The following is a 12,636-nucleotide window of genomic DNA, read 5'->3' as shown; positions in this document are numbered from 1 at the left end:
TCGGTGGAGCTGCATGACAAAGTCATCGGGCATTATCTGAACATAAAACACTATCAATAAGTTGGAGTCATTACCGAACTCACGCTCAAGATGATAGCCATTATAGGTATCGATGAGCTCGTTATAAGCTTTAACCACAGCCTCATAAGAACCATCTACCATATCGCCGCTGCCGCTATTGAGGTAGTCCTGCTCATGCGAGGTATACGCCACGTTATCGCGCACGCGCCGAATGCGTTTTTTCACCTTGCCCTGGAATTTTTCCAGCTCAGAAATAAAACCAGGGAAGCTACGATGTTTATCTATATCAACGTTGATCTTCTCGTTTAGCTTCTGAGTATGCTCTTCAAAATCAGCGAGCTGTTTGCTTACTGCCGCCACATCAAAAGAATCATCAGCTACAGCATCATTAAGCGTCTCGGCTTCCTGCATCGTCAAAAGCGTATAGTACTTAATGGATTTACCTTCTTTCTTCTCGGTCGCCTTAATTTCATTAGCCGCATGCTGCCCACTCATAATGGTAATCTCGGCGATATATTTTTTCGCAATGGGATCAAACTCATCGAACTGTTTTATAAACGTTTTATGGAACGCTTTAGCGCCAGCAAAGGCATCATCCTTGAAGTTATCTTGATCATAGTATTTATTCATACTATTGATTGTTTCAGCGAGTGGCCCAGCCGCATTAATAAATGCCAGAGCAGCACTATCCAGAGAGGCAAACGCCGGCTTTAATTCAGCCGCCGCCTTGATGTCTTTCCGGCAGTCCTGGATAAATGCAGGATACACAGGAACCAGCGGAGAGGGATCGTCTTCCTTACCGGTAGGACCGGTACGGAAATCGTCGAATGTGTTAGCATAACGATTTACAGCACGGTAAATATCTGCCTGGAGATTATTATAACAATCAATGTAAACATTCAGCTTTTGGTTAAGAACATCGTTCGCATCTGCGCTTTCCGCTGATGTGGATTGTGTATTGCTCGCTGATGAATCCGCACTCTGAGCTACAGGTTGTTCGTCCGCTTTTTTTTCATCACAAGCGCTTAGCCCGGCAGTCATCAGCATAGCGATAATAATTGATGATAACAAATCCTTTTTCATTAGAATAACCTATAAATAATATCATTGAAATTTACAGATTCATTTTAATGAAAAAAAACAGGTATGTGATTTATTCAACACAAAAAATACTTAATCCATATTTCATTATAATTAACATTATCAATATCAATGTGTTCGTTAAAATAAGAAAACCAATCAGCTTTTGCAAAATGACGGATTTAATGTGGATGACGCGATGAAGCAAGTACAGGCGTTGAATGAGCATGTTGCGCAACTGAAAGCCAAACAAAATGACACCAAAAGTGGTTCTTTTCAGCACGAGCAATTTCTTGAGGCTGCAGACAAATATGTGCTGGCTGTAAAAACGCGAGTTCGTCGTGAACGAGATCACATCCCTTTGACCGACAGCGATAAAGAGAATCCGGCATGGGCTGAGGGTTCTTTTGATAAGGTAATCAGAGGTTATAATGATTTAGTGACAAGGTTTAATTTAATGAACTGAATGATTAAACTTTCAGGTAAAGTGTTTTTATTGGGTAGAATTACTTAAGCAACGTGATAAACGTCTGATGGTCCGTTAACCTCGTAAATAGAACGGAATGTACCAGCGACTAAAAAACATTAAATATTATTTGGTTATTTTGGCAATGTCAGCATTTCCGCACGGCTTGGTTAATGTACGATTTTATTTTTTATTGAAATTTGTTAATGATATTCATGTGATTTATATTGTTTATTTTTTTTGAAAATATAATTATGTTGAATAAGTTACAATAATTTTTACATTATTAATACAATCGTTAATATCGTAACTATTCCCGATTATGTATATACTCATTGCGCCTCGTCATGATGCTTTAGCATCATGACGGTAACATTAATTATTTGTCCGATTTTTACATATACACGAAATCATTCAAGTTGCATCAAGGCAGCAAGGGAATGAATCCCCTGGAGCGTACATAAGTACGTGACTGGGGTGAATGAGCGCAGCCAACGCAGAGGCAGCTTGAAGGATGAAATGTATAGCCAAGAAACAATCATCGTATCAATAATGAATATGAGCTGGATGCGATGATTGCGTGTTAAACCGAAAATTACGCACCGACTGTAAAAATAAAACTTTTCAACAGCAGGTGATGGATTATGAGTGTTGAAAAATGAGTGCATTGCAGCTATCCGACAGTTCTTTTTCTACTGAAGTCAATTTAAATGGATTAATAGAAGTTCTCAGTAAGCATCTTTATTCAACGCCCGTTGTTGCGATAAGGGAGCTGGTGCAGAACGGGCACGATGCGATTGTCCGCAGACGAATCGAACAGCCCGATGCCCCGCAGGATAACCACATCCGCGTTGTGGCGGATGTGGCAAAATCGACTATAACGATATCTGACACCGGCGCGGGCCTGACGGAAAGCGAAATTCATGGTTTTCTGGCGACCGTCGGGGTGGGCTATACCCGGATGCTGCGCCAGCAGGATGATGACACAGGGTTAATCGGCATGTTCGGGCTGGGCTTTTTGTCGGCGTTTGTGCTGGCGAAAGATGTCACCGTGCTGACCACGTCCTGGCAAACGCCGGACCAGGGCTGGAAATATCACTCTGTTGATGGGCAGCGCTATACCGTTACGCCTTCTGACGCCGTCGCGCCGGGAACCCAGGTGATCCTGACGCTGAAAGAAGAATACAGCCATCTTGCCAGTAATAATTTGCTTAATCGCGTACTCTCAAGGTACTGCATTTTGTTGCATGAGCCAGTTTTTGTCGGCGATGCGACCGAACCGGTAAATAAACTCCAGCCGCCCTGGCGCGAATCGACGCCGGAAGGCGTGACGATGCACCGTGCGTTGGTCCAGCGTAAAAACCTCGCGTTCGCGGCGCAGTTCGAATCGTCCTTCGAACCTATCTGCACCCTGCCGGTGGTTCCGCAGGGGGGCAGCGATGCCGTGGGCATTCTGTGGATTCAGGACGGCGCGACTTACGGCACCAGCGACAACCGTAATCTATCCCTCTTTTTACGCGGAATGCTGCTTGATGACGAAGCGCGTGAACTCCTGCCGCCGTGGGCGGGGTTTATTGGCGGCGTGATTGAATCGTCGAAACTCACGCCGACGGCAAGCCGGGAAGATTTGCAGCGGGACGAAACCTGGGTTGCGGTACAGGAGGCATTGAAAGAAGCGCTGATTACCGGTTTGTCGGATCTCGCGCAAAACCAGCCGGAGATATGGCGACGCGTTTTAATGCGTCATAACGAAGCGCTGCTGGGCGCGGCGCTGTGTGATGATCGTCTTTTTGATCTGCTGAAGGATCGGTTGCAGGTGCCCACGTCGAAAGGCGCGGTGCTGGCGAAGGAACTCCGCATTAATAACAGCATCCATATTTTGTTGGGCGCTGATGGCGGCTTTGAAGAGATGCTATTCCATATTCTGCAACGGCCCGTCGCCAGAGGCGATCGCTATGCTGTGGTCCCGTTTTTACGACGCTGGGCGCTGTTATACCATTGCCGGATTATTGAAGTCGGCACGCAAAGCGGCAACGAGCAACTCTTTACGCTCGCCGATTTACCGGCGGAACAGGTCGATTATCTGGAAGCGCATTTATGCGACGGCGAGCAATTAATTATCTCCCGCTTTGACCCGGATGTTTTGCCGCTGGTGGTGACCCTCGATCGTGAAGCCGAATTAAAACAAATCCTTGAACAGGACGATGCGGACAAGCGAATGAGTACCGCCGCATTAATGCTGGCGCGCCAGTTTACTTCGCAGATTAAACAAACCAAAACCTCCAGCTTATATCTCAATTTGAATAATGCCTGCGTCAAACAATTAGTTACGGCATTGCAGAATCATCAGCAACCGGTGGCGGCGCTGCGGTTATTAAAATCCCTGAAGGTTATTTTATGTAGTAATGGGAATAAAGAACAGCAATGGGATTTGCATCAGGCACTGGAAGATTTCACGCAGATTATCCCCTCATTAATTAAGCAAGGAATGTAAGAATGGATACATGGGAGTGGTACAACAACTACAGTAAAGAGTTGCGGGATGCCGGGCAGGGATATATTCCCCAGATAATTGATGACTTTTCTGAAGGCGCGCTAAATTTACAATTGGAAAAGTGTGATGCGCTGTTGCCAGAAATGAAAGCCCTGAATCAGGTCGCCAAAAATCCGTGGCTGGAGATATTTATCGGGCACTGGGAGATGCGTCACCGCCTGACGAATTATAGCGAAGGCGAAAAGGTCCTGCCTGACGTTGTCGCCCTGTTTGAAAAAGCGCACCGGGAAGAAGCGAAAGATTGTCCGCAATCCATCTGCGTCACCCAGGATTTATCCGCCTGCTATGAAAACATAGATGGCCCTGGCTGGGCGGCAGAGCGAATGGCGGTCTGCGAAGAGACGATTGCGCGCATCGACCCCACCTGGAACTGTTTTCAGTGTTTGTCCACGGAATATGCCAGCGCCCTGATGGACACCCATCGGCACGAAGAAGCGTTAGCATATTTGGATAAACAGATTGCGGCGGTGAAGGATTCGGGAGAGGAATACGTTGAGGCATTGCTCTCGACGCGAGTCGATATCCTGATCGCGCTGCAACGCTATGAAGAGGCGCGTGAGCTGGTTGAACATTTGATCGCTGAAAATGACTATTGGGGGCGCGATCGCATCGGTTATCCGCTGAAAAAGCTGTACATCATGGCGCTGAGCGGCGGGCAGGACGAGGAGGTCTGGGAAGCGTTACCCGCCTGGTCGGACCTTACGCCTTACTCCTGGGATCTGTGGCTGGATATTTTGATTGTGTTGCTTCCCCGTTATCCGGAACGTAACCACTGGCGGCTGGCGAGAATTTTCCAGCACATGCTGGAACACTATTCTAAGGTGGGGGCGCACCGTAAACTGGTGGATCTGGCGAAAATGCAGATTAACCTGGCGCTGGATCGTGAATCCGTCTGGGTCGCGAAGCAGGCGTTTAAACTTGCCCAGCGGCATATGCCAAAACTGCGCGCCCTGTTGGGCGTTGACCGGGAGTATCTGGAACTCAGCGAGAAAATTGCCGCCAAAGAAGCAGAACTGTCGGCGCGCCCCGTTATGCCACAAACTGAAAATACGGCGGAAGACGCAGAGGCCGATCCAGAAAAAGATGTTGAAGAGTTCCGCCGCGCCTTTATGCAGTCACCTGAGGATGCGGAGTTACTTGGCCGACTGGTCAATGCGCTGAACGCCTGTTACGCGCGGGACGAGTCGATCGCGCTTTTGCGTCATTATGTTGAAAACCATCTGCAAGAGGACAACGGCCTTCCTTTTGATCTGCTGGACCTGCTGTTGGCGAAAGACGAACTGGAGGAGATTGAACAACTGGCCCGGCAGTATGACGCATCCGGGCAGGAGCATATGGCGCTGTGGTTCCGTGCGCGGGTTCTCGGCTCGCAGGAAGACTGGGCGCAGCTGGAAACGACAGGGCAAAAACTGCTGCAAACTAAAATTGGCGGCGAGTGGATTGGCGCTTACCGGATGTGCGCGTGGGCGGCGCAAAAACAGGAAGCCTACGACAGGCAACTGGAATATTTACAGCAGCTACTGGCACTGCTCACACGGCGCGAAGAAGATCCCCGCAACACCCAGTGGGATATGATGGCGGCGGCCAGCATTTTGCAGAAATGGGATATCGTGCGCAGGCTTGCGGCGGAGCTGGAGATTGAACTCACCGAAGGCGAAGGTTTTATTGATGAAAACTGGGGGCTAATAAACCTGCGTTTCCGCGAAGATTACGAATACCGATACTATTTCGCCCAGCGCATTGGGCCGGTGACGGCAAGAGTAGTCGAACCCACTTATCGTACTGATTACCCGCAGCATGTCGGTGAAATCGTAGTCTTTGACGCTGAGCGGCTGAATACGCCGCCGGAAGACGAAGAAGAGCGGAAGAACTTCACGCCTTTGTATGCCAGCCTGAAAACGGTGATCCCAACGGAGTACGGCGAATCCTGGTTTTGCGACGGCGTCATGCCGGAAGAAGCGCAGTACAACGCTTTTCGCGAGGCTATCAGGGAGCTGGGGTGGTATTACTGGAGCAGTAGCCCGGATGATTACACCTTAACCGATAGCCATCAGGGCGACGATGCGACTCCCCTCCCTGGATTTTACTTTGTTATCAGCGCGCCGCAGTCGGTAACGAAGGCGGATATCGATAAAACGCTGACGCGTTTGACCGCCGACTGGGAGCATCCGCTATGCTGGTGGCGGCTGGCGCAGGCCGCAGGCGTAAATGAAGAGAAACACCGCGCCATTGCTGAACGGTACGGGATGTAACCTGCGGGGCTATATTCCCCGAATACTGTCAGAAATAGTGGAATTTGTTGAAATTAGCGTTGTTTGTAGGCCGGATAAGGCGCAAGCGCCGCCATCCGGCAAAACTCAGGCAAGGCTTGTCAATCATCTGAGACAGCGGGAAATGCTCCCGCTGTCTGTTGTGATGACAAACTCAGTACCTGATGGAGCGCAGCTTTAAGGCTTGCGAGATCGTTTTACAACATATGGATATTGCGGACTTTGTAGACAGGGTGACGCGAAGCGAAACCCAACATTCAACATCCGCCACCGTAGGCGCTGGGCGAGAGTTGGGTCTCGGCAAGTCTTACTGTAAATAGACCCGTTTTAGTTCTAGGCATTTTTTGAGATCCGGCCAGATTGGTGATAACAAATTCTCTTTCATTAGAGTAACCTATAAATAACATTATTGAAATTTACAGATTCATTTTAATGAAGAAAATAGGTATGTGATTTATTCAACACGAAAAATACTTAATGCATATTTCATTATAATTAACATTATCAATATCAATGTGTTCGTTAAAATAAGAGAACCCCAACGTAAATATACAAAAGGCAATTAAATGAAAAGGAATTTATTATCCTCAGCGATAATCATTGCGCTAATGACCCTGGGCGCAACAGGATGTGATGACAATAATGTTAAAACCGAGGCGACGCCGGCCGCCAGCAGTCAGCCTGCGACGCCAGCGCCTTCTCAGACGCCGGAAACGCAATCTGACGAAAGTCCAGCGCAGCCCTCAGCAGCGAAGCCAGAAACGGCAACTCAGCCCCCGGCGGCGAAGCCAGAAACGCCAGCTCAGCCGGAGGTTGACGCTGAAGAAGTTTATAGTGAAAAAATGGATGTCTATATCGATTGTTTTAATAAACTTCAATTGCCCGTTCAGCGCAGTCTGGCGCGTTACGCGGATTGGGTGAAAGACTTTAAAAAAGGTCCGACAGGGAAAGAGAGCCTGGTTTATGGCATTTATGGTATTACGGAGTCTTACATAACGAATTGCCAGAAAGAGATGAAACAGGTGGCCGCCTTAACGCCATTACTTGAGCCTATTGATGGCGTTGCCGTTAGCTATATTGATAGCGCCGCCGCGCTGGGTAATACCATTAACGAAATGGAAAAATATTATACCCAGGAAAACTATAAAGATGATGCCTTTGCTAAAGGTAAGGCGCTGCATCAGACATTACTGAAGAATATCGAGGATTTTAAACCCGTCTCGGAAAAATATCATGAGGCTATTCAGGAGATAAATGACAGGCGGCAATTGACACAGTTGAAGAGAATAGAAGAAGCGGAAGGTAAAACATTTAACTATTATTCTCTGGCTGTCATGATCTCGGCAAAGCAGATCAACAAGGTTATTTCTGCCGATACCTTTGATGCCGAAGCGATGATGAAAAAAGTCGCGGAACTGGAAACAATGATTGCGCAATTGAAAGAAGTGAATACTGATGGCCGTAATTCTTCTTTCATCAGCTCTGCGGCTGATTATCAGCTACAAGCTAAAAAATATATTCGTCGCATCAGAGACAATGTTGAGTATTCTGATTTTGAAAAGAAACGGGTGCAGGACCCTGCAACAGGATGGATGGTTGCGGATTCTTATCCGGCGTCGTTGAGAAGTTATAACGAGATGGTGGATGATTATAACCGCCTGCGTTGAGTGACGGCACATTAACTGCGCACAGGCTGGCGCAAGTGCCTATAAAATTACGCTATAACGCCAATAAAAAGCGCCGATCAGGCGCTTTTTTCGTTCATGTATTCTTCATCAGGCAATATCTGTAAAAATAGCTGACGTAAACATTAACTAAAGAGAGTTATTAGAAAAACCAGTAATCTGAAGCTATCACAAGATGTTGACGTCACGCTGGAAGGTACTGGTAGTGTCATTGAGGATCGGCATTTATATGGAAAGCATTTATCCCCCTGGTGCGAAAATTCTGAGCCACTTCAGCATAGGGCGGCCCAGCCTTCATCACTTATAGGGTGTCACGTCCAACTGTTCTGTAAGACGTTAATTAATACCCGCCATTCGTAATAACGCGGTCACCACTGCAGCGGCGATAATCACCACAATAAGCGGCATTTTACGCCAGGCTAAAAATACGGCGAAGCCAACCCCAAGAACGCGCGCCATTCCGGCAAAATGTTCGCCTTCGTAAAAGGTGGTCGCCAGCGCGACGGAGAATAGCAGCACCGTTGCCGCATCCGAGAGCAGCGCCTGTGAACGCTCAGACAGCGCCAGACGGCTGCCAAGTTTCGCGCCGCCGAGGCGCATCAAATAGGTTCCCGCAGATAAAAGAGCAATACCGATAATAAATAGTGTCATATTGCCCATTATTTTTTCCTCGCCAGTAGGCCAAGCAGCGAAAGCAACACCGGCAATCCGGCAGCCACAAAGGGAACGGCGGCAAGCGACAGCGCGGCGCCGCTGCAACCACGAATCAATGTGGTGCGGTTTTTAAACGCCGGGATCACCAGCGCCAGTAAGATTGCCGGGAATACGGCATCCAGACCGATGGTTTCTGGGGCCGGGAGCAGTTTGCCGACACCAGCGCCAATCAGTGTGCCAATCGGCCAGAATAGGGCGACGCCCAGACCGCATAGCCAGTAGGCGGCTTTACGTTGTTCGGGTGTTTTTTGCGACAGGCCGAACACCACGCTCTCATCATTCATAATATGGCAGCCGAAAAAGCTGGCGGCGCGGGTGCCAACCAAATCGCGCACCGTTACGCCAAACGGCACGTGGCGCGCATTCACCAGTAGTCCTGCCGCCGCCGCCGCTAACGGATTGCCGCCGCTGGCAACAATGCCGATAAACATAAATTCGGACGCGCCCGCCAGCACAAAAATAGAGAGGACAAACGGCACCCACAGTGGGAAACCGTAGGCCATCGCCAGTGAGCCATAGGACATGCCGACGACGCCCACGGCCAGGCACACTAAAAATATCGCTTTTATCGTGTCTCCCTTGAGACAGGAAAAATAGTGTTTCATCTTCTTTAGTCATATCGAACGAATTTTCATTATAATGAACGGAACAGATTTGCTTTACAAGACGAACATTTCGTTCGTTATAGTGAACGTTGGATGCTTTATGACACAACCTATTAGCGTCATTGCCAGAAGCCTGGTACGCGAACGCCAGCGAACCGGACTGTCGCTGGCGGAGATTGCGCGGCGCGCAGGCATCGCTAAATCTACGCTTTCACAACTGGAAGCAGGGAACGGCAACCCCAGCCTGGAGACGTTATGGTCGCTATGCGTCGCGCTCGACATTCCCTTTGCCAGGCTGCTGGAGCCGCAGGTACAAAAAACGCAGGTGATTCGCCGCGGAGAAGGCACCAAAGTGGTGGCGGAGCAGGCGCATTATCAGGCGATATTACTGGCGGCGTGTCCGCCCGGCGCGCGGCGTGATATCTATCTGCTGTTGACGCAGCCGGGGGCCGACCGGATCTCTCATCCGCATCCGCCGGGGTCGGTGGAACATATTATTGTTACGCAGGGAAAAGCCCTCGTCGGCTTAACCGAGGCGCCGGAAGAGCTGGCGGAGGGCGATTACATTTGTTATCCCGGCGACCAGGCGCATATCTTTAAAGCGCTGGAACCGGATACTCAGGCTATCCTGGTAGCGGAGCAGAATTGAAATTGCCGGATGGCGGCGTAACCGCCTTATCCGGCCGACAAAAAATAAAACCGTAGGCCCGGTAAGCTTGCGCCACCGGGCACACGACTTACTGCAGATAGAACACCTCTTTTAGCTCTGCGCTGACCGGGCTGTTATCCGGATTCGCGGGCATAACGTCACGCATATGTTTCCACCAACGCTGGCAAACGTCGGTGCTGGCAACGGCATTCCAGCGCTCCTCGGATTCAATCTCAACGGTGGCGAACAGCAGATTGCGCTCCTGATCGAGATAAATCGCGTAGTGATGCGCGCCGTGAGATTTTAATACGGCTTCCAGCTCCGGCCAGATTGGGTTATGACGACGCTGATACTCCTCGTGCGCGTCGGCATTTACCTGCATCACAAAGGCTTTGCGGATCATAACGCCTCCAGGTACAGCTCGCGAACTTCATCGCGGCTGGCGGTGCGCGGGTTACACGGCGCGCACGGGTCGGCGAGGGCTTTATCCAGCCAGCCTTCGATATCTTCTTTTGTGACGCCCAGCTTGCTGAAACCTTCTGGAATGCCGACGCGTTTGCTCAGCGTACGGATAGCGTTAATCGCTTCCTGACTTGCGGCTTCGTCAGACATACCGCGCGTCTCCACGCCCATCGCCTGTGCGATGCGGGCAAAACGCGCGACGGCGTTCGGACGGTTAAAGTTCTCGACAATTGGCAGCAGGATAGCGTTGCAGACGCCGTGCGGCAGATTGTGGGTTGCGCCCGGCTGGTGCGCCAGCGCGTGAACCAGCCCCAAACCGGCGCTGTTGAACGCCATACCCGCCAGGTACTGGCCGAATGCCATTTGCTCACGGGCTTCGAGGTTATGGCCATCGTCAACCGCTTTCGGTAGCCACAAATTGATTAAGCGAATCGCTTCCAGCGCGTTAGCGTCGGTGAGCGGATGCGCGCCAACGGAGACATAGGCTTCCACCGCATGGGTCAGGGCATCCATGCCGGTTGCGGCGGTCACAGAAGCGGGGATTTCCAGCATAACGCTGGCGTCATCCACGGCAATATCCGGGATGATATTCGGGTCGATGATCACCTCTTTGACCTTACGGGCAGAGTCGATAATCACCGCGTTGCTGGTCATCTCTGCCGCGGTACCTGCCGTAGTATTAATCGCTACCAGCGGTACGCCGGCGTTTTTCACTTTGCCGACGCCGGAGTAGGCGGTAGATGGACCTGGGTTGGCGGTCAGAATTTTCACCGCTTTTGCGGTATCGATCGGGCTGCCGCCGCCGAAGGCGATAATGTAGTCACATTCTGCGCTCTGATACGCCGCAAAACCTTTCTGCACCAGCTCTTCTGTCGGGTTTGGGAACACCTCATCAAACAGGTGGTAAGACATTTGATGTTCATCCAGTGCGCTAAACAGGCTATCCAGCAGGCCCAGCTTTACCAGTTGACCATCGGTAACGATCAGCGCTTTGCCCCATTGCTTATTCGCCACGAGGTTCACCATATCGGCAATCGCTCCAGCGCCATGCAGGCTAATTTTTGGCAGTGCCAACATAAAGCTCATCACTATTCTCCTTAAAAAAATTCCCTGTTGCCCGATGGCGCTACGCTTATCGGGCCTACGGTAAAATGCGCACCGACCTGTAGGCCGGATAAGGCAAAGCCGCATCCGGCGTTGAGTTGGGAGGTATCAGTACAGCGCTACGGCGCTGGCCAGAGGTGTCACGCCAAAACGTTTGCCGAGTGCGACCAGTTCTTCGCGCGTGATGGTCTGCTTCATACCGCCCATCGAATAGATTTTGACTAATACCTCAGCGGATTTCTCTGCGGTATCTATCAAACCGAAGGTTTCATCCAGCGTAGGTCCGCTTCCGAACACGCCGTGGAACGGCCACAGCACCAGCGAATGTTTCTGCATTTCTTGCGCGGTGGCCTGGCCGATTTCATCGGTGCCTGGCACCATCCACGGCAGAATGCCGACACCGTCCGGGAATACCACCAGACATTCGGTGCTGCCTTCCCACAGTTTGCGGGTGATCAGCGCAGTGTTGTTTTCCAGTACGTAGGTGAGGGCGATCAGGTTAGTCGCATGGCAATGCATAATGACGCGGTCTTTGCCGTGGGTGGCTTTGATGCGTTCGCAGTGGGAGAGGAAATGCGCCGGGAGTTCAGAGGTGGGTACCGCGTCGTGGGTTAAGCCCCACAGAATGTGGTAGCCTGCGCCGTCGCTGTCGATTTTGACCACGCCTAAATTGGCTGCCGGATCGAGCTGCACGTTGCGAAAGAATTTGCCGGAACCGGTAACAATAAACGGCGTGTTCGCCAGCAGCGGCATGGGTTGACTTAGCGCGATGTAGCGCGGTTTTTCGTGGAAATTAGCTGCAAACGGTGCGATATCGGCTTCATCCAGACGCAGCGTCAGGTTACCGCCATTACGTTCGTCCCACCCTTTCAGCCACGCATCAGACGTGGCTTTAATCATGCCCTGGACAAACCAGGAATCGGTAATATTTTGCATGTTCGTGTTCCCATTTATTGCCCGAAGGTTATTCGGGTCTTACGTAGGCCGGATAAGCGCAGCGCCATCCGGCAATCGTGTTTCATTTAT

The 12,636-nt window shown here is 50.4% G+C and carries 11 protein-coding genes and 1 pseudogene; 6 read left to right on the top strand and 6 right to left on the bottom strand.

Features of this window, described 5'->3' with window-relative positions; genetic code table 11:
- The first annotated feature begins 3 nt into the window (after window positions 1-3).
- On the top strand, window positions 4-60 hold the full coding sequence (locus ACLJPQ_RS20090; protein ID WP_003032489.1) for an IS1 family transposase: 57 nt from the start codon (window positions 4-6) through the stop codon (window positions 58-60).
- A 15-nt stretch (window positions 61-75) separates the two neighbouring features.
- Here the strand turns inward: ACLJPQ_RS20090 and ACLJPQ_RS20085 are convergent.
- Window positions 76-1,104 (bottom strand): annotated as a pseudogene (locus ACLJPQ_RS20085) (YiiG family protein); the annotation flags it as partial.
- Between the two features lie 196 nt (window positions 1,105-1,300).
- On the opposite strand from ACLJPQ_RS20085, the gene ACLJPQ_RS20080 reads away from it, so the two are divergent.
- From ACLJPQ_RS20080 to ACLJPQ_RS20065, 4 genes are all read left to right on the top strand, one after another.
- Entirely contained in the window at window positions 1,301-1,567 is a 267-nt protein-coding gene (locus tag ACLJPQ_RS20080) for a DUF3829 domain-containing protein (protein ID WP_000815832.1), read from the top strand.
- 658 nt (window positions 1,568-2,225) lie between these two features.
- Window positions 2,226-4,061, top strand: a complete 1,836-nt coding sequence (locus ACLJPQ_RS20075) for an ATP-binding protein (protein WP_043856157.1) — start codon at window positions 2,226-2,228, stop codon at window positions 4,059-4,061.
- Window positions 4,062-4,063: 2 nt separating this feature from the next.
- On the top strand, window positions 4,064-6,373 hold the full coding sequence (locus tag ACLJPQ_RS20070) for a hypothetical protein (protein WP_080185076.1): 2,310 nt from the start codon (window positions 4,064-4,066) through the stop codon (window positions 6,371-6,373).
- A 584-nt stretch (window positions 6,374-6,957) separates the two neighbouring features.
- The gene (locus ACLJPQ_RS20065) at window positions 6,958-8,058 is read left to right on the top strand and encodes a YiiG family protein (protein ID WP_001651170.1); all 1,101 of its coding nucleotides are present in this window, start codon (window positions 6,958-6,960) and stop codon (window positions 8,056-8,058) included.
- Between the two features lie 354 nt (window positions 8,059-8,412).
- On the opposite strand, the gene ACLJPQ_RS20060 is transcribed toward ACLJPQ_RS20065, so the two are convergent.
- Both ACLJPQ_RS20060 and ACLJPQ_RS20055 read right to left on the bottom strand, forming a co-directional pair.
- Entirely contained in the window at window positions 8,413-8,736 is a 324-nt protein-coding gene (locus tag ACLJPQ_RS20060) for an AzlD domain-containing protein (RefSeq protein WP_000527677.1), read from the bottom strand.
- On the bottom strand, window positions 8,736-9,395 hold the full coding sequence (locus tag ACLJPQ_RS20055) for an AzlC family ABC transporter permease (RefSeq protein ID WP_000683586.1): 660 nt from the start codon (window positions 9,393-9,395) through the stop codon (window positions 8,736-8,738). The genes ACLJPQ_RS20060 and ACLJPQ_RS20055 overlap by 1 nt, the downstream gene beginning before the upstream one ends.
- 100 nt (window positions 9,396-9,495) lie before the next feature.
- On the opposite strand from ACLJPQ_RS20055, the gene ACLJPQ_RS20050 reads away from it, so the two are divergent.
- Window positions 9,496-10,044 (top strand): helix-turn-helix domain-containing protein, encoded by a 549-nt coding sequence (locus tag ACLJPQ_RS20050; RefSeq protein ID WP_001517951.1) that lies wholly within the window; start codon window positions 9,496-9,498, stop codon window positions 10,042-10,044.
- Window positions 10,045-10,132: 88 nt separating this feature from the next.
- Here the strand turns inward: ACLJPQ_RS20050 and rhaM are convergent, their stop codons facing one another.
- The 3 genes from rhaM to rhaD form a co-directional block, all read right to left on the bottom strand.
- Window positions 10,133-10,447: an L-rhamnose mutarotase gene (gene rhaM, locus ACLJPQ_RS20045; protein WP_000619478.1), complete on the bottom strand. Its 315-nt coding sequence runs from the start codon at window positions 10,445-10,447 to the stop codon at window positions 10,133-10,135.
- The gene (gene fucO / locus ACLJPQ_RS20040; RefSeq protein WP_000009248.1) at window positions 10,444-11,592 is read right to left on the bottom strand and encodes a lactaldehyde reductase; all 1,149 of its coding nucleotides are present in this window, start codon (window positions 11,590-11,592) and stop codon (window positions 10,444-10,446) included. The genes rhaM and fucO overlap by 4 nt, the downstream gene beginning before the upstream one ends.
- Before the next feature lie 126 nt (window positions 11,593-11,718).
- On the bottom strand, window positions 11,719-12,546 hold the full coding sequence (rhaD, locus tag ACLJPQ_RS20035; RefSeq protein ID WP_001179685.1) for a rhamnulose-1-phosphate aldolase: 828 nt from the start codon (window positions 12,544-12,546) through the stop codon (window positions 11,719-11,721).
- Window positions 12,547-12,636: the final 90 nt, after the last annotated feature.

Origin of the sequence: Salmonella sp. SAL04213 (assembly GCF_046550535.1) — a bacterium.
Lineage (GTDB): Bacteria > Pseudomonadota > Gammaproteobacteria > Enterobacterales > Enterobacteriaceae > Salmonella > Salmonella enterica.
Note: the sequence above shows the minus strand (reverse complement) of the source record. Positions and strands in the feature narration are given on the sequence as shown.

What these genes read in the sequence shown, in the direction of transcription:
- ACLJPQ_RS20080 (WP_000815832.1), top strand. Translation starts at nt 1,301, where the DNA reads ATGAAGCAAGTACAGGCGTTGAATGAGCATGTTGCGCAACTGAAAGCC.
- ACLJPQ_RS20075 (WP_043856157.1), top strand. Translation starts at nt 2,226, where the DNA reads ATGAGTGCATTGCAGCTATCCGACAGTTCTTTTTCTACTGAAGTCAAT.
- ACLJPQ_RS20070 (WP_080185076.1), top strand. Translation starts at nt 4,064, where the DNA reads ATGGATACATGGGAGTGGTACAACAACTACAGTAAAGAGTTGCGGGAT.
- ACLJPQ_RS20065 (WP_001651170.1), top strand. Translation starts at nt 6,958, where the DNA reads ATGAAAAGGAATTTATTATCCTCAGCGATAATCATTGCGCTAATGACC.
- ACLJPQ_RS20060 (WP_000527677.1), bottom strand. Translation starts at nt 8,736, where the DNA reads ATGGGCAATATGACACTATTTATTATCGGTATTGCTCTTTTATCTGCG.
- ACLJPQ_RS20055 (WP_000683586.1), bottom strand. Translation starts at nt 9,395, where the DNA reads ATGAAACACTATTTTTCCTGTCTCAAGGGAGACACGATAAAAGCGATA.
- ACLJPQ_RS20050 (WP_001517951.1), top strand. Translation starts at nt 9,496, where the DNA reads ATGACACAACCTATTAGCGTCATTGCCAGAAGCCTGGTACGCGAACGC.
- rhaM (WP_000619478.1), bottom strand. Translation starts at nt 10,447, where the DNA reads ATGATCCGCAAAGCCTTTGTGATGCAGGTAAATGCCGACGCGCACGAG.
- fucO (WP_000009248.1), bottom strand. Translation starts at nt 11,592, where the DNA reads ATGAGCTTTATGTTGGCACTGCCAAAAATTAGCCTGCATGGCGCTGGA.
- rhaD (WP_001179685.1), bottom strand. Translation starts at nt 12,546, where the DNA reads ATGCAAAATATTACCGATTCCTGGTTTGTCCAGGGCATGATTAAAGCC.